Annotated in this window: 25 protein-coding genes; 12 read left to right on the top strand and 13 right to left on the bottom strand. The window is 70.1% G+C overall.

The window, feature by feature from the left end; genetic code table 11:
- Positions 1-252: 252 nt before the first annotated feature.
- The 3 genes from ACIBVN_RS42080 (at position 253) to ACIBVN_RS42070 (ending at position 4,346) form a co-directional block, all read left to right on the top strand.
- Positions 253-1,248 carry a LacI family DNA-binding transcriptional regulator gene (locus tag ACIBVN_RS42080; RefSeq protein WP_397145893.1) on the top strand — a complete coding sequence of 332 codons (996 nt, stop codon included), beginning with the start codon at positions 253-255 and terminating at the stop codon, positions 1,246-1,248.
- A gap of 218 nt (positions 1,249-1,466) precedes the next feature.
- Entirely contained in the window at positions 1,467-3,890 is a 2,424-nt protein-coding gene (locus ACIBVN_RS42075) for a glycoside hydrolase family 2 TIM barrel-domain containing protein (RefSeq protein ID WP_397145892.1), read from the top strand.
- Between the two features lie 69 nt (positions 3,891-3,959).
- Positions 3,960-4,346, top strand: coding sequence for a twin-arginine translocation signal domain-containing protein (locus tag ACIBVN_RS42070; protein ID WP_397145891.1), 387 nt, complete (start codon positions 3,960-3,962; stop codon positions 4,344-4,346).
- Positions 4,347-4,367: 21 nt separating this feature from the next.
- On the opposite strand, the gene ACIBVN_RS42065 is transcribed toward ACIBVN_RS42070, so the two are convergent.
- Positions 4,368-5,378 (bottom strand): winged helix-turn-helix transcriptional regulator, encoded by a 1,011-nt coding sequence (locus ACIBVN_RS42065; protein WP_397145890.1) that lies wholly within the window; start codon positions 5,376-5,378, stop codon positions 4,368-4,370.
- Positions 5,379-6,629: 1,251 nt separating this feature from the next.
- On the opposite strand from ACIBVN_RS42065, the gene ACIBVN_RS42060 reads away from it, so the two are divergent.
- Entirely contained in the window at positions 6,630-7,058 is a 429-nt protein-coding gene (locus ACIBVN_RS42060) for a Tn3 family transposase (protein ID WP_397145889.1), read from the top strand.
- A gap of 39 nt (positions 7,059-7,097) precedes the next feature.
- Here ACIBVN_RS42060 and ACIBVN_RS42055 read toward each other — a convergent pair whose 3' ends face one another.
- On the bottom strand, positions 7,098-8,426 hold the full coding sequence (locus ACIBVN_RS42055) for an alpha/beta hydrolase (RefSeq protein WP_397145888.1): 1,329 nt from the start codon (positions 8,424-8,426) through the stop codon (positions 7,098-7,100).
- A 66-nt stretch (positions 8,427-8,492) separates the two neighbouring features.
- On the opposite strand from ACIBVN_RS42055, the gene ACIBVN_RS42050 reads away from it, so the two are divergent.
- Positions 8,493-9,068, top strand: a complete 576-nt coding sequence (locus tag ACIBVN_RS42050; RefSeq protein ID WP_397145887.1) for a TetR-like C-terminal domain-containing protein — start codon at positions 8,493-8,495, stop codon at positions 9,066-9,068.
- A gap of 347 nt (positions 9,069-9,415) precedes the next feature.
- Here the strand turns inward: ACIBVN_RS42050 and ACIBVN_RS42045 are convergent, their stop codons facing one another.
- The gene (locus tag ACIBVN_RS42045; RefSeq protein WP_397145886.1) at positions 9,416-9,886 is read right to left on the bottom strand and encodes a pyridoxamine 5'-phosphate oxidase family protein; all 471 of its coding nucleotides are present in this window, start codon (positions 9,884-9,886) and stop codon (positions 9,416-9,418) included.
- A gap of 100 nt (positions 9,887-9,986) precedes the next feature.
- Here ACIBVN_RS42045 and ACIBVN_RS42040 point away from each other — a divergent pair, with 100 nt between their 5' ends.
- Entirely contained in the window at positions 9,987-10,526 is a 540-nt protein-coding gene (locus ACIBVN_RS42040) for a dihydrofolate reductase family protein (RefSeq protein ID WP_397145885.1), read from the top strand.
- Position 10,527: 1 nt separating this feature from the next.
- Here the strand turns inward: ACIBVN_RS42040 and ACIBVN_RS42035 are convergent, their stop codons facing one another.
- Complete coding sequence (locus ACIBVN_RS42035) at positions 10,528-11,097, bottom strand: CGNR zinc finger domain-containing protein (RefSeq protein WP_397145884.1); 570 nt, start codon at positions 11,095-11,097, stop codon at positions 10,528-10,530.
- Positions 11,098-11,130: 33 nt separating this feature from the next.
- Between ACIBVN_RS42035 and ACIBVN_RS42030 the strand changes: the two genes are divergently transcribed.
- The gene (locus ACIBVN_RS42030) at positions 11,131-12,009 is read left to right on the top strand and encodes a hypothetical protein (protein WP_397145883.1); all 879 of its coding nucleotides are present in this window, start codon (positions 11,131-11,133) and stop codon (positions 12,007-12,009) included.
- Positions 12,010-12,054: 45 nt separating this feature from the next.
- On the opposite strand, the gene ACIBVN_RS42025 is transcribed toward ACIBVN_RS42030, so the two are convergent.
- Complete coding sequence (locus ACIBVN_RS42025; RefSeq protein ID WP_397145882.1) at positions 12,055-12,396, bottom strand: VOC family protein; 342 nt, start codon at positions 12,394-12,396, stop codon at positions 12,055-12,057.
- Between the two features lie 65 nt (positions 12,397-12,461).
- On the opposite strand from ACIBVN_RS42025, the gene ACIBVN_RS42020 reads away from it, so the two are divergent.
- On the top strand, positions 12,462-12,797 hold the full coding sequence (locus ACIBVN_RS42020) for an ArsR/SmtB family transcription factor (RefSeq protein ID WP_397145928.1): 336 nt from the start codon (positions 12,462-12,464) through the stop codon (positions 12,795-12,797).
- Complete coding sequence (locus tag ACIBVN_RS42015; RefSeq protein ID WP_397145881.1) at positions 12,794-13,216, top strand: SRPBCC domain-containing protein; 423 nt, start codon at positions 12,794-12,796, stop codon at positions 13,214-13,216. The genes ACIBVN_RS42020 and ACIBVN_RS42015 overlap by 4 nt, the downstream gene beginning before the upstream one ends.
- Here the strand turns inward: ACIBVN_RS42015 and ACIBVN_RS42010 are convergent.
- From ACIBVN_RS42010 to ACIBVN_RS41995, 4 genes are all read right to left on the bottom strand, one after another.
- A complete protein-coding gene (locus tag ACIBVN_RS42010; RefSeq protein ID WP_397145880.1) occupies positions 13,213-13,425 on the bottom strand; it encodes a hypothetical protein in 213 nt (70 codons plus the stop codon). The genes ACIBVN_RS42015 and ACIBVN_RS42010 overlap by 4 nt on opposite strands.
- Positions 13,426-13,428: 3 nt before the next feature.
- Positions 13,429-14,163 (bottom strand): alpha/beta fold hydrolase, encoded by a 735-nt coding sequence (locus ACIBVN_RS42005; RefSeq protein WP_397145879.1) that lies wholly within the window; start codon positions 14,161-14,163, stop codon positions 13,429-13,431.
- Positions 14,160-14,771 carry a LysE family translocator gene (locus tag ACIBVN_RS42000; protein WP_397145878.1) on the bottom strand — a complete coding sequence of 204 codons (612 nt, stop codon included), beginning with the start codon at positions 14,769-14,771 and terminating at the stop codon, positions 14,160-14,162. The genes ACIBVN_RS42005 and ACIBVN_RS42000 overlap by 4 nt, the downstream gene beginning before the upstream one ends.
- Before the next feature lie 67 nt (positions 14,772-14,838).
- Entirely contained in the window at positions 14,839-15,810 is a 972-nt protein-coding gene (locus tag ACIBVN_RS41995) for a helix-turn-helix transcriptional regulator (RefSeq protein ID WP_397145877.1), read from the bottom strand.
- 23 nt (positions 15,811-15,833) lie between these two features.
- Between ACIBVN_RS41995 and ACIBVN_RS41990 the strand changes: the two genes are divergently transcribed.
- Both ACIBVN_RS41990 and ACIBVN_RS41985 read left to right on the top strand, forming a co-directional pair.
- Complete coding sequence (locus tag ACIBVN_RS41990; protein ID WP_397145876.1) at positions 15,834-16,607, top strand: DeoR/GlpR family DNA-binding transcription regulator; 774 nt, start codon at positions 15,834-15,836, stop codon at positions 16,605-16,607.
- Complete coding sequence (locus ACIBVN_RS41985; RefSeq protein ID WP_397145875.1) at positions 16,604-17,806, top strand: MFS transporter; 1,203 nt, start codon at positions 16,604-16,606, stop codon at positions 17,804-17,806. The genes ACIBVN_RS41990 and ACIBVN_RS41985 overlap by 4 nt, the downstream gene beginning before the upstream one ends.
- Positions 17,807-17,810: 4 nt before the next feature.
- Here ACIBVN_RS41985 and ACIBVN_RS41980 read toward each other — a convergent pair whose 3' ends face one another.
- Complete coding sequence (locus ACIBVN_RS41980; protein WP_345002858.1) at positions 17,811-18,182, bottom strand: helix-turn-helix domain-containing protein; 372 nt, start codon at positions 18,180-18,182, stop codon at positions 17,811-17,813.
- Positions 18,183-18,258: 76 nt separating this feature from the next.
- On the opposite strand from ACIBVN_RS41980, the gene ACIBVN_RS41975 reads away from it, so the two are divergent.
- Positions 18,259-19,095: an SDR family oxidoreductase gene (locus tag ACIBVN_RS41975; protein WP_397145874.1), complete on the top strand. Its 837-nt coding sequence runs from the start codon at positions 18,259-18,261 to the stop codon at positions 19,093-19,095.
- A 58-nt stretch (positions 19,096-19,153) separates the two neighbouring features.
- On the opposite strand, the gene ACIBVN_RS41970 is transcribed toward ACIBVN_RS41975, so the two are convergent.
- The 3 genes from ACIBVN_RS41970 to ACIBVN_RS41960 all read right to left on the bottom strand — a co-directional run bounded on the left by ACIBVN_RS41970 (position 19,154) and on the right by ACIBVN_RS41960 (position 21,397).
- Positions 19,154-19,918: a TSUP family transporter gene (locus tag ACIBVN_RS41970; RefSeq protein WP_397145873.1), complete on the bottom strand. Its 765-nt coding sequence runs from the start codon at positions 19,916-19,918 to the stop codon at positions 19,154-19,156.
- 296 nt (positions 19,919-20,214) lie between these two features.
- Complete coding sequence (locus ACIBVN_RS41965; protein WP_397145872.1) at positions 20,215-20,832, bottom strand: ATP-dependent Clp protease proteolytic subunit; 618 nt, start codon at positions 20,830-20,832, stop codon at positions 20,215-20,217.
- Position 20,833: 1 nt separating this feature from the next.
- Positions 20,834-21,397 carry a ClpP family protease gene (locus ACIBVN_RS41960; protein ID WP_397145871.1) on the bottom strand — a complete coding sequence of 188 codons (564 nt, stop codon included), beginning with the start codon at positions 21,395-21,397 and terminating at the stop codon, positions 20,834-20,836.
- Between the last annotated feature and the right edge of the window lie 110 nt (positions 21,398-21,507).

Here is a 21,507-nt window from a genome sequence, read left to right as displayed (position 1 = left end):
TGGATGCCGTGGCGCGGGTTGCAGGAGCGGCGCCAACGTCGTGAACGTTCACGAAGCAGGTACCGTGAACGTTCACGACTCTGGCGTGAAACACAACCTAAACATCGGTGGTTTTCCTGTCAATAGTCAGGGTTCAGGCGGCTCACGCCACAGAAGCCGCAGCCGGACGACGTGCCGGATGTGCTTGCTCTCCCCGAAGTTGGGTGCCCGTTCCCTCAGTACCATCGGTTCAGGCACGAACCTAGGACGGCGATGGCGAAACGTGTGACGATCAACGACGTGGCCCAGGCCGCCGGGGTCTCCCGGCAGACCGTGACCCGGGCCATCAACGACATGGGAGAGATCAACGAACAGACCAAGCAGCGCGTGCTGGAAGCCTGCCAGCGGCTCGGGTACCGGCCGAGCCGGTTCGCCCGCAACCTGGTCGTGCGGAAGAAGACCCGTGCGATGGGTTATTTAGTGGCCTCCTTCCGTAACCCGTACTTCACCGAGATCGCCGGCGACCTGCTCAACACCGCGGCCGACCGCGGCTGGCACGTGGTGATGGCCTCGACGGAGACGGAGGACGAGGCGAGCGCGCTCGACATGCTGTCAGGCCAGGTGGACCTGTTCGTCGGGCACTTCACTCAGGACGACGACGACCTCGTCAAGGCCAGCCGCGGCATCCCGCTCGTGATGCTGGAGCGGAGCAGCAGCCTGCCGGGCATGCACTCCGTCGAAGTCGACATCCGCGAAGGCGTGCGTGAAGCGATCGCGGCCCTGCGCGGCAAGGGCGCGCGGCGCATCGGCATGATCGATTCCGCCTATTCCCTGCGCACCTCCCCCACCTACGTGCCTTCCCCGCGGCGTGGGTACTTCGAGGAGTTCGCCGGGGCCGGATCGGCGGACATGGTCGTCATCGGCGAGGAATCGATGGCCGGGGGCGGCCAGGCGTTCGCCCAGCTCGTCGGCGCTCATCCCGATGTGGACGCGGTGCTGGTCTTCAACGACCTCATGGCGATCGGTGCGGTGCAGGCCTCGCACGCGCTCGGCATCGACGTGCCCGGCCAGGTGAGGATCTGCGGCATCGACGGCCTCACCCTGGGCGAGGCCGTGCATCCGACGTTGACGACGATGTCCATCGATCGTCATGCGCTGGTGAGCAACGCGCTGGACATCGCCGACGCGCTGGCCGCCGCAGACTTCGCCGCGGTGCCATCCATGCGGCGTACGGTGCGCCCACGCATGCTGTGGCGCGAATCCGCTTGACGCACATTCATTGACACAATGAGCGCCCGCTCTTTACGGTGAGGCTTCACGGATATGCCGTGAACGTTCACGATAGATTCGTGAACGTTCACGGCGCTCCATGTGATTCCCCTCGGAGAGTTGCTCATCGTGCCCTTGCCCTCCACCACACCTCGTCGCCCGCATCGAGTCTCCCCACAGGTGCGCCTGACCGCCATCAAGGCCGGGACGGACGCGTCATGATCCGTCGCAGGGAGCTCATCAACAGGGCGTGGAAGTTCGCCTATGGCGACCCCGCCGGCGCGGTCGGCGAGGACTTCGACGAAGAAGACTTCTACGACGTCGGGCTGCCGCACTCCTTCGGCATCCCGTATTTCATGGAGACCGGCTTCTACGTCGGCCGCGGCGTCTACCGGCGGGTCCTCGACGTACGTCCCGAGGATCTCGGCAAGCATCTCGCGCTGGAGTTCCAGGGCGTGTTCCAGGACGCCGAGGTGTACATCAACGGCAGGCAGGTGGGCCGGCACCTCGGCGGCTACACGGCCTTCGTGATCGACATCTCCACCGCCGTGCGCGCCGGGGCCAACCAGCTCGCCGTACGGGTCAGCAACGAATGGAATCCGCGGCTGGCGCCCCGCGCCGGAGAGCACACCTTCAACGGGGGCATCTACCGCGACGTCGCACTGATCGTGGCCGAGCGCACACGCATCGCCTGGTACGGCACGTTCGTCACCACCCGGCGGCTGCAGGACGGAGACGCCGTCATCGAGGTGGCCACCGAGCTGGTCAACGACCGCGACGTGGACTTCGAGGGCGACCTGACCGCCGAAATCCGCCTGGCCGGGGAGCCGGTCCTGCGGTTGAACCAGAGCGTGTCGGTGCCGGCCGGAACCACGAGCACGTGCCGCCAGGAGCTCACCCTCCCTCAGGCCCGGCTGTGGCATCCCGACACACCACACCTCTACACGCTGGAGCAGCGCCTGGTCCAGGACGAGCGCTGCCTGGACCAGGCCGTCACCACCTTCGGGGTGCGCACCGTCGAGTTCACCGCCGACAGGGGCTTCTTCCTCAACGGTGAGCACCTGCCGATCCACGGCGCCAACGTGCACCAAGATCGAGCCGGGTGGTGCGACGCGGCGACCCACAGCGGCATCCGCCGCGATGTCGCCCTGATCCGCGAGAGCGGCATGAACTTCATCCGCGGCGCGCACTACCCCCACCACGAGGAGTTCGCCGCAGAGTGCGACCGCCAAGGCGTGCTGTTCTGGTCAGAGCTGTGCTTCTGGGGCATCGGCGGAGAGAACGCCGAAGGGTTCTGGGCCGCCAGCGCATACCCGCCGCACGAGGCCGACCGCGCGGAGTTCGAGGACAGCTGCCTTCGCGCGATGACCGAGATGATCCGCGTCAACCGCAATCACCCCAGCATCATCGCCTGGAGCACCGGCAACGAGGTGTTCTTCAGCGACGACGAGGTGATCCCGCAGGCCAAGGACCTGACCCGGCGCCTGGTCGAGCTCGTGCACGACCTCGACCCCACCCGGCCGGCCGCGGTGGGCGGCGCGCAGCGCCGCGGCTTCGACGAGCTCGGCGACGTGGCTGGCTACAACGGCGACGGGGCATCCCTCTACCACAAACCGCCGTGGCCCAACCTGGTCTCCGAGTACGGCAGCGTCGTCGAGGAGCGCCCCGGCACGTACGGCCCGCGGTACGCCCACGGCGTCGAAACCCCGCACGCCTGGCGGTCGGGCATCGTGCTCTGGTGCGGCATGCACCACGGCAGCATCGTGCCCGACATGAGCCGCATGGGCTTCATCGACTACTTCCGCCTCCCGCTGCGGTCCTGGTACTGGTACCGCAGCGAGCTTCGGGGCGTCGAACCGCCCCCGTGGCCGCTCCCGGGCACCGCGACCGCCCTGCGGCTGAGCGCGGACCGCATGACGATCGCCACCGACGGCACCGACGACGCTCACATCATGGTGGAGCTGGTCGACGCGTCGGGCCAGGTCGTCGCCGACGAGCGCCCGGTGCGCATCGAGGTCGTCGAGGGCGGCGGCATCTTCCCCACCGGAACCTCGATCACCCTGTCCCCCGGGAACCGCGGCCTGCTCGACGGGGTCGGCGCGATCGAGTTCCGCTCCTACTTCGCCGGCCCTAACACGCTGCGGGCCAGCGCGGACGGCCTGGCCCCGGCGGAGCTGACCATCGAAGCCGTCGGCGGGGAACGGTGGCGTGGCCAGCCTCGCCGCCTGTCCCCCGGCCCGCCTTCGATGTCGTTCCCTCCCTCCTCCGACGCCCCACGCCTGCTGTCGGCCAAGCGGCCCGTCTTCAGCAGCGGCTCGACCGCCGACCGCCCGGCGCACCTGGTCACCGACTACTCCACCGGCGAAGGCTGGATCAGCGCCACGAACCAGCCGGGCGCCTGGATCCGCGTCGACCTCGAGGGCCTATGGCGAGTCGACACCGTCACAGTGCTCCTCGGCGAGCCGGACGCCGTGCCGTACCGGCTGGAGGTCTCCGACGGCCAGGCCGCCGAGGAGGTGGCCACCGGCACCACCGACCGCCGGATGTCCTTCGACCTGCGAGGCCGCGCCCTGCACACGGTGAAACTCGTGTTCCCCGAGGCCCCGGCCGAGATCAAGGAGGTGCGAGTCCACGGTCGCTGACCACCCCCGCCACCGTTCCGTATCTCACTGGTTCCTAGAACCCCTGAAGCACCGAAGGAGTAATTCTGCATGTCCATGAACTTAGAAAGGACGAACCGTCGCGGCTTCCTGAAGACAGCAGGTGGACTCGCTGCCGCCGGCGCAGCGGGCGCGCTCGGGCTCACCAACGCTGACGAGCCGATCTACCTGGCCGCGTTTCCCACAGGCAGACACGCCGCCCAGGCCCGGACGATCCAGCACTTCACGGTGGACAACGCCGCCAAGATTCGCAAACTGTACTGGGAGTCCGTCCTGGGCCGCGCGCAAGACACCGAGCAAGAGCACGTCATCACGCCAGCTCCGAGCACCGGACATGGCCAGCCAACGATCCCTGCAGCCCGGTCTGACCCGAGGCTGAGCAACGCCCGCTTCACCACCCGTGAGATGGAACTGCTCAACACCGTGGCGCTCGCGTGAGATGTCCCTTCGAGTGTGGGGTCAGGACGGGGTCTGGTGGCGGATCAGGTCGGTGCCCAGGGGGGTGAGCTGGTGGATGACCATGTTGGCGTGGCGGGTGCTGGTGATCAGCCCGGTGCGGTGGAGGACTTGGGCGTGGGCGCTGGCCGAGGAGAGTGAGGTGCCGGTCCGGCGGGCGAGTTCGCTGGTGGTGCAGCCTGCGGTGGCGGCGATGCAGCGCAGGATGCGGGCTCTGGTGGCGCCGAGCAGGTCGGGCAGCGCGTCGCCGGTGCCGGTGTCGGCGCCGTGGGTTGGGACGCGGCGAGGGGCGGGGTAGATCAGGACGGGTGGCAGCCTGGGGTCGGCGAGTGCGACCGGGGTGTAGCGGCAGAAGTAGGAGGGGATGAGGGTCAGGCCGCGGCCGCGCAGCGGGATCTCGTAGCGGCCGGTGGCGTAGTCGGCCTCCAGGACGGGGGGCCGCCAGCGCATGGCGGGTCCTAGGGCGGCGAGCGTGGCCTCCACACCGTGGTCGGTGAGCAGGCGGGTGAGGCGGGCGCGTTCGCGTCCCAGCGCGTGCTCCATCGTGGTGCGGTGTGGGGCGAAGGCGGTCTGGCAGTACCGGGAGGTCAGGCCGGCCAGGCCGGTGATGGCGCGCTGGTTGCCGCGGGCCAGGTCGTCGAGGGTGGCGGGCAGGGCGGTGTGCCGGCGCAGTTGGTCGAGTTCGTGGCGGACGCGGGAGGGCGGGGTGTCGGCCAGCACGTCGATGCCGTTCTGCGGTTCGGTCTGGGCGTGGTGCGGGGTCAGGAAGTCGGGGAAGTATGCCTTGATCGGCATCAGCGGCAGCAGGGTCCGGCGTACCGGCTGCAGCAGGCCGGTCTCGGCCAGGTCGGCGCGTGCCTGCAGTCGCCAGGTGGTCATGTCCGCGCCGCCGCCGGGTTTTTGCAGCACGTGCAGGCTCATCGCCATTTCCCACAGCTCGTCGATGCCCGAGGCGATGCGCAGCCGGACCAGGTCCTCCCCGGTGAAAACGATCCTCAAGATTCCCCCGGTCATGCCCCTGATGCTGGCTCGCGCGGATCACAAAGCGATCAATGCTGGGTCGACGGCGGCCGGGTGCAGAGCGGTGAACTGGGTGTTCCGGCCCAGGCTGGAACACGGTGACAGGCGAGGGCGGCGCGTTGTGAACTGTCCGGGACGGGTCGCCGAGCAAGGGAATGCATCCTTCCGATGATCGAACATGTGAGGCGGATCGCTGCCGCCGCGGCGGCAGCGATGGCAGGGCTCGCCCTGGCCGCAGGCCCCGCCGCCGGCGACGACGAATACTGGCCGAAGGGCGGCGGGTAGCCGGCTGGTCTGGTGGGTGTGGGAACGCCCCTGGCCCTCCCCCTTTTCGGTGGCCGGCGGGCGTTCCTGCGTGCGCCCCGCGCCGGCCTCGCTCAACCTTCGCTAAGGAACCAAGGAGATTCCATGTCAATTCGCTCGCGGACGACCATCGGCATCGCAACCACTGCGGCGTTGATGGCTGCCTCACTCGCGTCAGCGCCTGCTGCCTCCGCTGATCCGCTGAACTGCAAATCGTGGCCCTGGCCGCCGAATAGCGCGACTCAGACGCACGGAACCATCGCCTACGGATATCACAAACAGGTCACGCTCTACACGGGCCGGCTGAACGGCAGGCAGGCTGGTTGGGCAGGGCTTCGTGCGGGCTACATGAAGACTGACCTAGTTTGGATGGACGTCTCAAGCACTGGCGGCGACGGATGGATACAGTGCGGCCCCTTCCCCGCCTCGAACACTTCGGAGTCGAAGGCCCATTACACCGACCCGAACAACCCGAACCTTGTCTTCCGCGCCTGCGCCAAGGAGAAGGGCGGAGAGCCTAAGTGCACACGTTGGTGGTAGTGACAAGCACCGCCCATCCGCGGGCGCGGCGCTGGGTCGCGGCGTCCGGGGTCGGCTGGTAGGCGGCGTGGTAGCGGGCGGCGGCGCCGACCGGCAGCAGAATCCAGGCGGCAGGGAGTCGGCTCCACCTTCATCCAACTGGCCAAAGCGATCAACCCGGTCACCGTAGCGGCGGCCACCTACACCTTCCTGTTTACCCCTCGCTTCACCAACGCCAACACCCACCGCGGACAGCGGGACCGCCCACCTACTACCCCAGTTGCTACACCTCCCCGATGGCAGCGCACGCACCCACGGCCCGCTGCTCCCTATCCGAGGCGGCCGGTCCCTGCCCGCCGCCCCGCGGCGAAAGACATCTGCCCGCACACGGGCCGGGCCCGGCTCGGCTACGACCGCCGTTTCATGAAGGGCAACGGCCCCAAGCATCCGGTCTACCTGGCCCTGGAGGAACTCGGCCGGGTCGTGCGTACGATCTTCGCCTGCGACTATCTCGCTGATGAGCAGCTACGCCGGGAGATCAACAGCGGATTGCAGGTCGTGGAGAACTGGAACAGCGCCAACGACAAGATCTTCTACGGGCGTGACGGCGTGCTGACCGGGGCCGATCGTGAGCACGCCGAGGTGTCCATGCTCACCTTGCACCTGCTGCAGTCCTCGCTGGTGTTCATCAATACCCAGCTCCTTCAGGCCGTGCTGCGAGATCCGCAGTGGGGCGGCAAGCTGACGGAGGAAGATCGGCGCGCGCTCAGCCCGCTGTTCTGGGCCCATGTAAACCCCTACGGCCGGTTCCGGTTGGACATGAAGACCCGGCTCGACCTTACTGCGGCGTGAGCGGACCTCCGGTGAGATGACATCGGCCCGCTGCGAGCCTTACCTGTGGTCGCGGAGGAAGGCGGAGATGCCGGTGCGGGTTGGGTAATTGGGCAGGGGCGACGGCTCGCTTTGGAGGAACGCTGTGATGACGGCAGCGGCGCGCTCGTTGTTGTCGTCGAGGCCGTTCCACATGCGGTGTCCGACGCCGGGCATGTATTGGGTTCGCTCGATGGCGGGGTCGGCGGCGAGGATGCTGGTCTGCCATTGGCGTGTCTGTGAGGAGCATTCGGCGATCATCAGCATTGCGGGGGTCCGGGAGCGGCTCAGCCCGGGGGCGATGGAGGGCGAGTCTTTGATCGTCTGCTGGATCTGTAGGCTGGCGGCGGCGTTGAAGGAGAAGTTCTCCGCGGTGTCCTCGGCAGGGATGCGGCCGGCGTCGCGCGCACAGTAGGCGGAGGCGGTGTCGCTGCCGAGATCGGCGGCCTTGACGGCGTTGACGCCTTCGGCCTGCGTGATCAGGCCGGTGTCGGGCGGGAGGAGCCCGAGTTGGATGAGGCCGAGCGCGACGGCGTACCGGGGGACGCGCGTCGCCTGCGCTCCGGTTGGGGCCGGGGCGAGGCCGCGCGCGGACGGTCGCCCCTGTTGTCCGCTGATCAGTGCGGTGGGGCCGTCCATGGGGCCGGGCTCGGCGATGATTGCCCGGTGCACGCGGGCGGCGGTGTTCGGGGTGGCCAGGGCCCGGGTGAGCACGATGGCGCCCGCGGAGAATCCGAGGACGTCGACCGGGCCCTTGTCCAGGCGATCGATGAAGGCGGCGAGGTCGCGTACGGACCTGGAGATTGTGTACTGCTCCATGGGCAGCAGGTCGCTCCGCCCGCCGCCGGGCTGCTCGTAGGCGTACACGTCGTAGCCCTGTCCGGCCAGGAGTCGCAGGAATCGGTGGTCGAGCACGGAGATGGAGCGGACGGGCCCGCCGTGGAGGTAGACGAGCGGTGTGGGACGGCGGGGGGCGCCGGCGGCGGGGGGATAGTGGTAGACCGCGACCCGGCTTCCCGTGCTCAGGCTCCAGTGTCTCGTCGCGACGAAGGGCAGGTCGGGCGGATACTGCCGGGTCGTGGGGACGGTGGGGACGCAGACCGACGCCGTGAGCACCGCGGCGGCGATCACCGGTGCGAAGGGCCATAGCCGGCCCCGCCAGGTATGACCGCGGCCGCGCCACAGTGCGGCGATGATTCCGGCTCCGAGGGTGGTCAGCCAGGCGGCGAGCCCGGAGCGCGCGCCGTCCGTCAAGACGATCAGGGCGAGGAACAGCCCGGCCAGCCCCACGACGGCGAGCAGGGCCAGAATCAGGCGGCCGATGAGGCGGAGAGGAACGGGATGAGACATAGGTTTTCCAAACGCTGTTTCAAAACGATGTTTGGATACGCTACCAGCTCGGCTAGGCTGGTCGTCGTGGGAAGGCCGAGAACGAACGACGACACCGTGAAGGACCGCCTCATCGACTCCGCGACCGAGATGTTCGCCACCCGTCCACGGGAGTCGATCACTATCCGAGCCCTGGCCGCCGCCGCCGGGACCGCGACCGCCGCGGTCTACTCGCTGTTCGACGGTAAGGACGGGCTGATCGCCGAAGTACGCGACAGGGCCGTCGCCGGGCTGTCCCAGGAACTGTCGGCGGTGCCGACCTCCGATGACCCCCTCGCCGACCTCTATGCGCTCGCAGTCGCGTACCGGCGATGGGGACGCGAGCACCGCCACCTCTACACGGTGTTGTTCGGCGGCGTGCAGAGCTTCGACCCGTCCGGCGACATCGGTGCCGCAGATCCCGTCAGGCCGCTCATCGAGGCGATAGACCGCGCTCGGTCGGCCTCCGCGCTCTCGGGTGACGCGACCTCCATCGCGCTCTCACTCTGGGTGACCCTGCACGGTCTGGTGACTCTCGAACTGGCCGGGGCCCTCGACACCGCCACGGCCGAGACCACGCTCCGCTCGGCGATCCCCGCCGCGCTGCGCGGCTGGGCAGCCTGACCTCATGTCGGCGCCTCGTCCCGGCCTGATCGGTCACCAGAAGGACGACGCACTTCGAGACTCGGGGTGAGCTGTGGGCCGATACTGCTCAAGAGGACCCGCACACCATGTACGTGATAACGCTGCGAGATCAAGGGTGCCGCAACGAGGTCGTACGCGACTCGCCAGATGAGGTCGTAACCGGACAGGCGGCGAAGGTCTTTCACCTCCACTCGAAACACAGCACCTCACGGCGCACGCCGTTGTTCTTACAGTCCCCAGCCTCGGGAAAACCATCGCGGAGACCTCCGAGGCAGTGATGCGGCTTACTGATGCTCCAACTCGACCGGGCGCCTTTACTTTGTAGATTACTTACGCCGGATCTCCCGAACCCCCACCCCCTCGCGCCAGGCGGTCATGACGATCTCGTCGCCGTCGATCCGGGTCCACACGACCTCCGTCAGCTCGATCCGGAACAGGTGCGACTCCGTGCTGGGCAGCCCGAACGACGCCAGCACCGCCTCATCGGTGACCTCCACGGCGCGCCCCGCCAGCTTCACGTCGCCCGCCCACGTCGACGGATCGGCCGCATCGGGCTCCGGGGAGGCGACGTGGATCGCCATGCGCGGATCCCGCCGCAGGTCCTGAGCCTTGACCGCCCGGGGCATCGACCCCGTCCACAGCTCGCCGTCCCTGAACATGGTCTCGATCCCGCTGACCCGGGGCGAGCCGTCCTTGCGCAAGCTCGCCAGCACCCGGTGCTTGCAAGTGTCCATCACCCGCCGCGCCGCCCCCGCCAGCTCCGGCGCCTGCCCCTCGAACTCCTGCCATGAAGCCATGGCACACATCCTGACCGACGTCCCCGACAAAAGCATGCCAAGCCGTGCCCATGCTCGCTATATTTGTAAACGAACGAACATTTATAAATGAGAGGCACACATGACCTATCCGTTCAGCTGCTCGGTGTTCATCGGTACGAGCCTCGACGGGTTCATCGCGCGCGAGGACGGCGACCTGCACTGGCTCACCAGCCGGGGCGAGGCCGCCGGCGGCGACCTGGGCTACCAGGAGTTCATCGACGGCATCGACACGGTGGTGATGGGCCGCGGCACGTACGAGCCCGGACTCTCCTACGATCCCTGGCCGCACGAGGGCCGGTACGTGGCCGTGCTCAGCACCACGCTCGAGCAGGGCCCCGACCCGCGCGTCACCGTCTACCGCGACCTCGACCGGCTGCTGCACGCCCTGGCAGAGCGCGGCACCAAGAGCGTGTACGTCGACGGCGGCCAGGTCATCCGCGCCTTCCTGCGCGCCGGCCTGATCGACCGGATCACCATCACCACGGTCCCCGTGCTGCTGGGAACGGGGCTCCCTCTGTTCGGGCCGTTCGGCGGCGACGTGCCGCTCGGCCACGTCTCGACCAAGGTGTTCGACGCGGGCGTCGTCCAGTCCACCTACAGGGTGATCCAGGCAGGGTGACTCAGGTGCGGCGGCGGGCGCGGTAGGCGCTGGCCTTGGCGCGGTTCTGGCAGGACAGCCCGCAGAACCTGCGCGAGGCGTTCCTGGTGACGTCCATGAAGACCAGCTCGCACCCGTCCGCCTCGCAGCTGCGCAGCCGCCGGCCCTGGCCGACGCCGATCACCATGGCCAGGGCCGTGGCGGCGTCGGCGGCACAGGCGTCCACCAGGTCCGCCCCCGGCGCGTGGAAGGCCAGGACGGGCGGGTCACCGTGCAGGTTGGGCACGGCCCCGTGACGCACCAGGGCCTCGTTCAGCGTGGCGACGTTGCCGCTGAACGCCGGGTGCAGTTCGGCGGCCACGCCGGCGAGCCGGTCGGCGTCCGCGCCGGTCAGCGCGCGGCCGAGGGTCCAGCCCTGGCGGGTGAGCGCCTCCTCCAGCGCCGCCCGCCGGTCGGCGGGCGGGCCGGCGGGACGGCCGTGAGCCCGGGCCACGGACAGCTCGTTGACCAGCAGGACGGCGAGCTCCACCCATCTGCCGACATAACTGTCTATTTGCGATTGACCAGTGATGCGCCAAGCCTCTATCGTCACTGGCATAGTTTATCTAGACAGTGAGGGATTGACGTGAGCGCATCGTCCAGGCTCGCCCGCCGCATGTGGCACCAGCTCGAGCCGATCCACGCGGTGCTGTACTTCTCGCCGCAGGCGTTCGAGGAGGCGGCCGCGCTCGGCTACGACGTGGAGTCCCGCTGGCCGAGCTATTTCGCCTACCGCACGGCGCCGCTCGGGCGGGCGGGCAGCCGGCTGGCCACGGCCGCGTACTACAGCTTCAGCCCGCGCATGATCGGCGAGCACGTGCCGGCCGTCTGGGAGGTCGCCTCCCCGAACAAGGCGCTCGACGCGCGGCTCACCGCGGTCGACAGGACCTACCGCCACCTGCTGGGCGACAAAGTGGCCGGGCCGGACGTGGCGGAGGCGGCGGAGCTGGCCAGGCGCGCCGCGGAGAGCGTGACGGTGTCCGGGCGGCCGTTCGCCGCGGCCAACCTGGACCTGCCCTGGCCCGACGAGCCGCACCTGGTGCTGTGGCAGGCCGCCACCGTGCTGCGCGAGCACCGCGGCGACGGCCACCTGGCGGCGCTGCTGGCCGCCGGACTGGACGGGTGCGAGGCGCTGGTGTCGTTCGCCGCGATCGGCGCCGCCCCGGTGGCCAACTTCGACGGGCGCGGCTGGAGCGAGCAGGAGTGGGACGCCGCCCGGGAACGGCTGGCCGCGCGTGGACTGCTCGGCCCGGACGGGCAGGCCACCGAGCAGGGACGGGCGCTGCGCGACCAGGTGGAGCGGATGACCGACGAGCTGGCCGCCGAGCCGTGGCGGCTGCTCGGCGAGGAGCGCGCCGGGCGCCTGGCCCAGCTCGCCTCGCCGGTCCTCGGCGCGGTCTTCGAGGCCGGGCTGCTGCCGATGACCAGCACCCTCGGAATCGCCACCGTCAAGGCCCCCGACTAGCCCCTCCCCCAGCCCGCGCTCCTTTGACGCCCCCAGCCGGCGAGATCAGCCGAAGCCCGGCGCGGGCTGCCAGATGCTGATCTGCGTTCCCTGGTCGTCGGTGCAGGTGCAGCCGCGACCCGACTTGCTGTCGAACACCGCGCCGGTGCTGCCGCCCAGCTCCCGCACCTGCTGGACGGCCGCGTCGATGTCGGTGACGTGGTAGTAGAGGTTCGGTTGCGAGGAGGGGCCGTCGGAGACGAAGCCCATCGGCACGGCCGTGTTCGTGACGTGCAGGTAGGTCTCGTGCTCGCGCTTGAACTCCCAGCCGAACAGCGCCCCGTAGAAGGCCGCCGCCCGCTCCAGGTCCGCCACGGACAGCGTGTAGTACCCCAGCTCGACACTCATGTACGCACCTCCGCAATAATTGCCGCTATCGTTAAGGATTAACACCATAACGGAAGCAGGCAACAATTAACAGCAACGTTAATGATCTGGACGCCACGCTGGCCGCGCTCGCCGACCCCACCCGGCGCAAGGTCATCGACCTGCTGCGCGAAGGACCCCGACCGGCCGGCGAGCTGGCCCAGGCCGTGCAGATGAGCGCGCCCGCCCTCAGCAGGCACCTGCGCGTGCTGCGGGCGGGCGGTCTCGTACGCGCGGAAGCGGGCGGCGTCGACGCCCGGCTGCGCCTCTACACGCTGTGCCAGGAGCCCTTCGCGGCCCTGCAGGCCTGGCTGGACCAGGTGCAGGCGTTCTGGGCCGAGCAGCTCGGCTCGTTCAAGGACCACGTGGAGCGCGGCCGGTGAACTCCGTCCAGGCCAGCGTCACCGTGCCCGTCGATCCGGCGACCGCGTTCCGGATCTTCACCGACGAGATCGACCACTGGTACGTACGCGGCCGCCACAGCTGGGTCGACCCCGCCCGCGCGATCGGCATCCGCTTCCAGGACGGCTACCTGCGCGAGCTGTGGTCCGACGGCGGCCACGTCGACACCGGCAAGATCATCGCCTGGGAGCCGCCGCACCGCCTCGTCTGGGCCGACCTGATCAACGACAGCGGCCGGATGGAGATCGAGGTGGCCTTCAGCCCGGTCGACGGCGGCACCGAGGTGCTGCTGGAGCACCGCGGCCTGGACACGCTGCCCCCGGAGGTGGCCGGGCGCATCCGGCGCGGCTACTCCTGGAACATCGCGCTGCGCTGGTTCGCCGGCCAGTGGAAGGGTTAGAGGCGGCCGTACTTCTTGTGCACGGCCTGCTTGCTCACCCCGATCGCGTCGGCGATCTGCGCCCACGCCAGCCCCGCCACCCTGGCCCGCCGCACCTGGACCGCCTCCAGGCGCTCGATCTCACGGCGCAGCGCGGTGGTGGCGTGCAGCGCCAGCAGCGGATCGTCGTCCTGCGCCTGCCTCATGAGGGTCGCCAGGTCGTTCGTCATGCACTAAAGGTAATCCAGGAGCAGCCGGTTGATCTCCTCGGGACGCTCCATGGCCGGCAGGTGCCCCGCCCACTCCAGCTCCACCAGCCGCGCCCGGGGCAGCTCGCCGGCCAGGTGCCGGGCGCTGGCCAGGAAGTACGGCAGATCGTGCGCGCCCGCCACCACGAGCGCGGGAAGGTCGATCTTCGCCGCCGAGACCTCCCCCTCGACCCGCTCGGGCTCCGGATCGGCGGCCAGCTGGATCTCGAACGCGTGCCGCTGCATCTCCACCAGCCGGTCCCAGGCCGCGTCAGACGCCTCGGGTCCGAGCAGCGTCCGCGCGTTCAGCTCGGCCGCCCCCTGAGCGTCTCCCAGCTCCAGCAGCCGCCTCTCCTCCTGCCAATACGACCGCACGTCCGCCGTGGGCTCCAGCGAGGAGACCGGGTTGAGCAGCACCAGCCGGTCGGCGAGCCCGGCCGCGGCCAGCTCCAGCGCGGCCTGGCACGCGCCCGACGAGGCCACCAGCGCCGCGCGGGTCACCTCCAGCTCCGCCAGCACCCGGGTCACGTCGCCCGCATCGCTGTAGGGGCCGTCCGCATGGCACGCGCTGCGCCCGTACCAGCGGAAGTCCACCGTGATCACGCGGAATCGGGCGGACAGGGCCTCCACCTGCGCGTCCCACATGCCGGAGTCGGCCGCCGACGAATGCAGCAGCACCACGGGCTCGCCCGTGCCCCGCTCTGCGTGCCAGATCGTCATCGCGACTCCACCACCAGACGCACGCCCAGCCCGATGAGCACCACGCCGGAGATCTGCTCCAGCCGCCGGCGCACCGCGGGCCTGCCCAGCCACGCCTTGGCCTTGGCGACCATCCAGATGAGCAGCCCGTACCAGAGCAGGTCCACCAGCACCCACACCACGGCCAGCGTCACGAGCGTCAGCGGCACGTTCTGCCCCGGCGGGACGAACTGCGGCAGGAACGACATCGCGAACACCGCCGCCTTCGGGTTGGCCAGGCACGTCCCGACGCCCGCCAGGTACGGGCCGCGCCAGCCTGGCCGGACCGCCCCTTCGGGCTCCGGCGCGCCCTTGCGGGCCTGCCACAGCGCCTGCGCACCCATCACCACCAGGACCACGGCGCCCACGACCCGCATGACGTCGTAGGCCAGTTGCGAGGCCACCAGCAGCGCCGACAGGCCGAACGCGGCGGCCAGCCCCCACAGCAGGATCCCGGTCTCGTTGCCCAAGGTGGCGGCCAGGCCGGAACCGCGGCCCGCGCGCAGCGTCTGGCGCAGGATGATGGCCGTGCTGACCCCCGGCACCATGGCGATCAGGACGCACGCGCCCACGAAAGCTAGAAGATACATGCGCGCATGCTCGCAGAGCCGCCTGCGAATATCGCGTCATTTATCCGCACATCGCGCGGCGAGGGCGTCAGCCGTACATCTTGTGCAGTTCCGCGACCGCCTCGCACATCAGCGCCCGCAGCTCCGGCGGCCCGAGCACCTCGACGTCGGCGCCCATCCGCAGCAGCAGCCAGCGCGCGTGCTTGATCGACTCGATGGGCACCGTGAGCGTCAGCCAGCCCTCCTGGTCGGGCTCCCCCGCGGCGGCCAGCGCGGCGCCCACGACGTCGACGCCCATCGTGTACGCCAGCATGTCGCCCTGCCCGGGGGCCACCTTGATGACGGCCTCGGCGGTGTACATGCGCTCGCGGAACTCCTTGGCGTAGTCCTGCCAGAACCCGCCCAGGTCGAACCCCTCGGGCCGGGCGAACCGGCCGGGCAGCGTCTCCAGCGTCAGGATCCGCGCCACCCGGTACGTGCGGGGGCTGCCGCCCTGCGGCGCGGCCACCATGTACCAGGAACCGCCCTTGAGCACCAGCCCGTACGGGTGCACCACCCGGTCGATCTCCTGCTGCCCCCAGCGCCGGTACGTCATGTGCAGCGGCCGCTGGTCCCACACCGCCTCGGCCACCTCGCTCAGATGCGGCACGTCGTCGGCCGAGCGGTACCAGCTCGGCACATCCAGCAGGAACCGCTCGCGCATCCGCGAGGCGTGCGAGCGCGGCTCGGGCGGCAGCGCGGCCAGCAGCTTCAGCTCGGCGGTGGCCGCCACCTCGGCCAGCCCCAGCTCGGCCGCCGGCCCGGGCAGCCCGGCCAGGAACAGCGACGAGGCCTCCTCCGTGGTCAGCCCGTTCAGGCGGGTGCGGTAGCCGTCGAGCAGCTGGTAGCCGCCCGCCGGCCCGCGGTCGGCGTAGACGGGCACGCCGGCCGCCGACAGCGCCTCGACGTCGCGGTAGACCGTGCGGACCGACACCTCAAGCTCCGCGGCCAGCTCCGGCGCGGTCATGCGGCCGCGCGTCTGCAGGAGCAGGAGGAGCGAGAGCAGGCGGCTGGCACGCATACACCCCATTGTATTGCGCACATATGTCGTGTTTGTATGAACATGTGGAACGTTTGCGCGCCATCATGAACGCCTTGCGCACCAACGACAGCGTCTCGGTCGCCGAGCTGGCCGCCGAGCACGGCGTCTCGGAGATGACCATCAGGCGCGACCTGGACGAGCTGGCCCAGCAGGGAGTGGTGCGCCGGGTCAGGGGCGGGGCGCTGTCGCTGCTGCTGCGCGGCGAGGAGCCGCCGTTCGGCGTGCGAGAGCGGGAGGCGGTGGAGGCCAAGGAGCGCATCGGCGCGGAGGTGGCGGGCCTGATCGCCGACGGGGAGGCGGTGGTGCTGGACGGCGGCACGACCGCGCTGGAGGTGGCCCGCGCCCTGCACGACCGCCGCCTGACCGTGCTGCCGCTGGCCCTGCAGTCGGTGTCGCTGCTGGCCTCCGCGCCGCGCGTACGGCTGGTGCTGCCCGGCGGCGAGGTACGCCAGGGCGAGCTGAACTTCATGGGCCCGCTGACCGAGAGCTCGTTGAAGGCGCTGCGGTTCGACACGGCGGTGATCGGCTGCTGCGGGTTGTCTGCCGAGCACGGGCTGACCGCGCACGACCTGCCGGAGGTGGCGGTCAAGCAGGCGGCCATAGCCTCGGCGCGGCGGGTGATCGTGGCGTGCGACTCCGGCAAGTTCGCGCGTACGGCGTTCGGCGCGGTGTGCCCGATCTCGCGGCTGGACGTGGTGGTGACGGACTCCGGCATACCGGGCGAGGAGCGCGACGCCCTGGTGGCGGCCGGGGTGACGGTCAGGGAGGCCGTGTGAGACCCGCGCCAGGGAAGCGGCAGGGCGGCGGGCGCGCTCTCCTGCGGGAACGTACGGCGGTCTACCTGCTCTTCTTCCTGGCCGGCACGGCCACGGGCACCTGGACGGCCCGCATCCCCGCCGTCAAGGAGCACCTCGGGCTGGGAGACGGCCAGTTCAGCCTCGCGCTGCTGGCCATCGCGGGCGGGGCGATGGCCGGGATGACCGCGGTGGGCCGGCTGGTCGACCGGCTCGGCAGCAGCCGCGTCATGATCCCGGCCGCCCTCCTGCAGGGCGTCGTGCTCGTGCCGCCCGCCTATGCTCCGCACCTGTGGGCGCTGGCGGGGGCGCTGCTGGTGTTCGGGATCGTGCACGGCATCCTCGACGTGGCCATGAACGCCAACGCCGTGGAGGTCGAGCGGGCCTACGGGCGGCCGATCATGTCGTCGTTCCATGCCGTCTACAGCATCGGCGGGTTCGCGGGCGCCACGGCGGGCAGCCTGTTCGCGCACCTCGACCTGTCGGCCGCGGCCACGTTCGTGTCGGTGGGCGTGGTGGTCGCGCTGCTGGCTATCTGGGCCGCCCGCTGGGCCCTGCGCTCGCTCCCCTCCCCCGCCGATGGCCCGGCCTCTGCCGCCGGCTCAGGCTCGGCCGAGCGGCCCAAGGGGATCGTGTTCCTCGGCGTGCTGGCGTTCTGCTGCCTGGTGGGCGAGGGCGCCTCGGCCGACTGGAGCTCGGTCTACCTGCGCGAGGACCTGGCCGCCTCGCCGGGGCTCGCGGCCGCCGGGTATGCCGCGTTCTCCGTCATGATGACGGCGGGGCGGCTGGCGGGCGACCGGCTGGCGGCCAGGTTCGGCGCGGTGCCGCTGGTGCGCTGCTGCGGGCTGCTGGCCGCCGCGGGGCTGGGGCTGGCGCTGCTGGGCGGGCATCCGGCGGCGGGGGTGATCGGGTTCGGCTGCTTCGGGGCCGGGCTGTCGTGCATCGTGCCGCAGGTGTTCTCGGCCGCCGGCCACCGCGATCCCGCCTTCGCGGGCCGGGCGCTGGCGCGGGTGGCCTCCATCGGATACCTGGGCATGCTGTCCGGGCCGGTGTTCATCGGGGCCGTGGCCGAACTGACCGGCCTGCCCCTGGCGCTGGCCATCCCGGCCGTGCTGGCCGCCTTCGTCGCCCTGACCGCCACAGCGCTGCGCACCCGTACGGCCGAGACGGCCTCCCGCTGAACGCTCAGCGCGAGGCGTGCTCCTCCCGGGCGGAGACGACCTCGGGCATGCGCTCCTCCACCCACTCCAGGAGGGGGATCAGGCGCTCGGCCGCCTCGCGGCCCAGCGCGGTGAGGCTGTATTCGACCCGGGGCGGGATCGAGGTCTCGGCCACGCGCAGCACCATGCCGTCGCGTTCGAGGGCGTGCAGCGTCTGGGACAACATCTTCTCGCTCACCCCGTCGACGCGGCGGCGCAACGCGTTGAAGCGGTAGGGCCCTTCGTGCAGGGCCACCAGCGCCAGGATCGCCCAGCGGCCGGTGAGGGTCTCCAGCACCGTGCGCGAGGTGCACCTGCGCGAAAAGACGTCTGCCACCAGCTCATCGAACTCCTCCATGGAAGACAGCTTACGCCTTTGGGTGTACTTTCTGATAGAAAGCACTAACCAACAGAAAGTACTGAGGAGAGTAACCATGATCGTGGTAACCGGAGCGAGCGGGCACCTGGGCCGGCTGGTGATCGAGGAGCTCAAGAAGCGGGTCCCCGCCGCAGAGATCGTCGCCGCCGCGCGCACCCCGGAGAAGGCCGCCGACCTCGGCGTCGAAGTCCGCGAGGCCGACTACGACCGGCCCGAGACGCTCGAGGCCGCCGTGCGGGGCGCCGCCAAGGTGCTGCTCATCTCCGGCCTCGAGCCCCAGCGGGCACGGCAGCACGCGGCCGTCACGGACGCGGCGAAGCAGGCCGGGGCCGCGCTCGTCTACACCAGCGCGCCCAAGGCCGACACCACCGAGGCCGCCCTGGCCGCCGACCACCGGGCGACCGAGGAGTACATCAAGGCGTCCGGGGTGACGTACACGATCCTGCGCAACAACTGGTACAACGAGGTCTACGAGCAGTCGATCACCACGGCGCCCCAGCTCGGCGCCGTGTACGGCGCCGCCGGCGACGGCCGGATCGCCTCCGCCCCCCGCGCCGACTACGCCGCCGCCGCGGCCACCGTGCTGACCGGCGAGGGCCACGACGGCCAGGTGTACGAGCTGTCCGGCGACACCACCTGGACCCTCGCCGACCTGGCCGCCGAGATCTCCAAGGTCACCGGCAAGGAGGTCGCCTACCGGAACCTGCCGAAGGACGAGTACGCGGGCGTCCTGGCCGGCGCCGGCCTCCCGGCCCCGTTCGCCGAGGTCATGGCCGACGTGGACGTCAACATCTCCCGCGGCTGGCTCGCCGACACGCCCGGCACGCTGCGCGAGCTCATCGACCGCCCCACCCAGCCGATCGGCGACTACGTCCGCGCCCTGCTCGCCTGACCCTGCACAGGCCGCGATGCCCGGGGCGCCCACTTGCCACGGAGGCGCCCCTTTTCCTTCAGCCGCCGAACTGCTGCCACCCCAGCCGGGCGACCAGGGCCACCACGACGCACAGCAGGATGATCCGCACGAAGGCGGTGCCGCGCTTGAGCGCCATCCGCGCGCCGAGCTGAGCCCCGGCCACGTTGCACACGGCCATGCCGAGCCCGAGCGCCCAGTTCAGGTGCCCCTGGACCCCGAACACCACCAGCGCCCCGAGGTTCGTCCCGACGTTGATGATCTTGGCGGAGGCGGAGGCCGAGACGAAGTCGAGCCCCAGGATGGTGGTGAAGGCGATGATCAGGAACGTTCCCGTACCGGGTCCCACGAGGCCGTCGTAGAAGGCGATCCCGACCCCCGCCGTCGCCACGGCGGCGAACACCCTGGCGTCGGTACGCAGATGAGGCATCGGCACGGCCCCGAGCGCGGGCCGCAACGTCACGAACGCCGCCACGCCCAGGAGCACCACCATGACGACGGGCCGCAACACCTCGGCCGAGATCGCCGCCGCGGCCCACGCCCCTAACCCGGCGCTCACCACGGCCAGCCCCGCGCCCGGGAAGGCCACCTGCCGATCGACCTTGGTCGAGCGGGCGTAGGCGACGGCGGCGGACGCGGTCCCGAAGACCGAGGACAGCTTGTTGGTGGCCATCGCCTCGACGGTCGGTATTCCGGTCATCATGATGGCGGGAAGCTGCAACAGCCCGCCGCCGCCCACGACGGCGTCGACCCACCCCGCCCCTGCCGCTGCGACCAGCAACACCAGGACCTGCTCCAGCGGCACGCCACTCCCCCGTTTTCCCCCAAGAAACGCCAAGAGTGTACAAGGTGTAGTTTGACTGGTTTTCGCCGCCTCCTTCCCATGGATCACCGAAACACGACTGAACGTCGACAAACGCACGCTCGGGCGTAAACGGCTCACCCTGCGGGAGTGGCTGCAGGAGCGCCGGCGGCTAGTGCTGACGTAAGGCAGGCGTGAGGAGCCCTCACCCGGGCGTGAGCGTCCGGGTGAGGGCTCCGGTGAAGGGCCCAGGGAAGGGCCCAGGGAAGGGCTCGGGGAACCAGGGGCCGGGCGGCGGGTCAGCGGGCGGCGGTCAGGGTGCGCTTTCTGGAGGCGTAGACGTCGTCCACCAGCCCGTACGTGCGTGCCTGCTCCGCCGTGAAGATCCGGTCACGTTCGATGTCCTTCCTGATCTCCAGGATCTCCCGGCCCGTGTGCCGGGAGAGGACCTCCTCCTGCTGGTCGCGCATCCGCAGGATCTCCCTGGCATGGATCTCCAGGTCGCTCCCCTGACCGCGCCCGCCCTCCGCGTGGGGCTCGTGCAGCAGGACGCGGGCGTGCGGCAGGGCGGCGCGCTTGCCGGGCGCGCCCGCCGCCAGCAGGACCGCCGCCGCCGAGGCGGCCTCGCCGATGCAGACCGTGTGGATCTCCGGCCGGACGAACTGCATCGTGTCGTAGATGGCCGTCATCGCCGTGAACGACCCGCCAGGTGAGTTGATGTAGATGCTGATGTCCCGGTCGGGATCGAGCGACTCGAGCGTGAGCAGCTGGGCCATCACGTCGTTGGCCACGACGTCGTCGATGGGTGCGCCGATGAAGACCACCCGGTCCTCGAAGAGCTTGGTGTACGGGGTCATCTCCTTGACGCCGTACGAGGTGCGCTCCGTGAACGAGGGCAGCACGTAACGGCCGCTCATATCAGTTCATCCCTTCTGCGATGTGGTCGACGAAGCCGTACTCGAGCGCCTCCTGGGCGGTGAACCAGCGGTCGCGGTCGGAGTCGGCCTGGATGCGCTCCAGCGGCTGGCCCGTGTGGTGAGCGATGATCTCGGCCATCCGGCGCTTGGTGTAGAGCATGTTGTCGGCCTGGATCTGGATGTCGCTGGCCGAACCGCCGATGCCGCCGAGCGGCTGGTGCATGACGATACGGGCGTTGGGCAGGGCGTAACGCTTGCCCTTCGCCCCCGCCGTCAGCAGCACCTGCCCCATGGACGCGGCGAACCCCATCGCCACCGTCGCCACGTCACACGGAATGAACTGCATCATGTCGTAGAGCGCCATCCCGGCGGTCACGGACCCGCCCGGCGAATTGATGTAAAGCGTTATGTCGCGCCTGGGGTCTTCGGCCGCCAGCAATAGGAGCTCCCCGCAGAGCCGGTTGCAAATGTCGTCGTCCACCTCCTGGCCGAGAACGACGATGCGCTCCTTTAGCAGGCGCTGGCTGAGCTGGTCAGGCCAGGTCGCGCGCTGGGTCTCCGTCATGACCGGTCGCCTTTCTGTGCTGGGTATTTCTGGGAAAAACGCTAGACCCGGCGGCCGCGAATTCTGCGATTATTTCGCTGGGGGCGCATTTCTCTAAGGGCGCATTCCAC

This window comes from Nonomuraea sp. NPDC049400, assembly GCF_044466425.1.
GTDB lineage: Bacteria > Actinomycetota > Actinomycetes > Streptosporangiales > Streptosporangiaceae > Nonomuraea.
The sequence above is the reverse complement of the archived record's forward strand: the minus strand, read 5'-3'. Positions and strand labels throughout refer to the sequence as shown.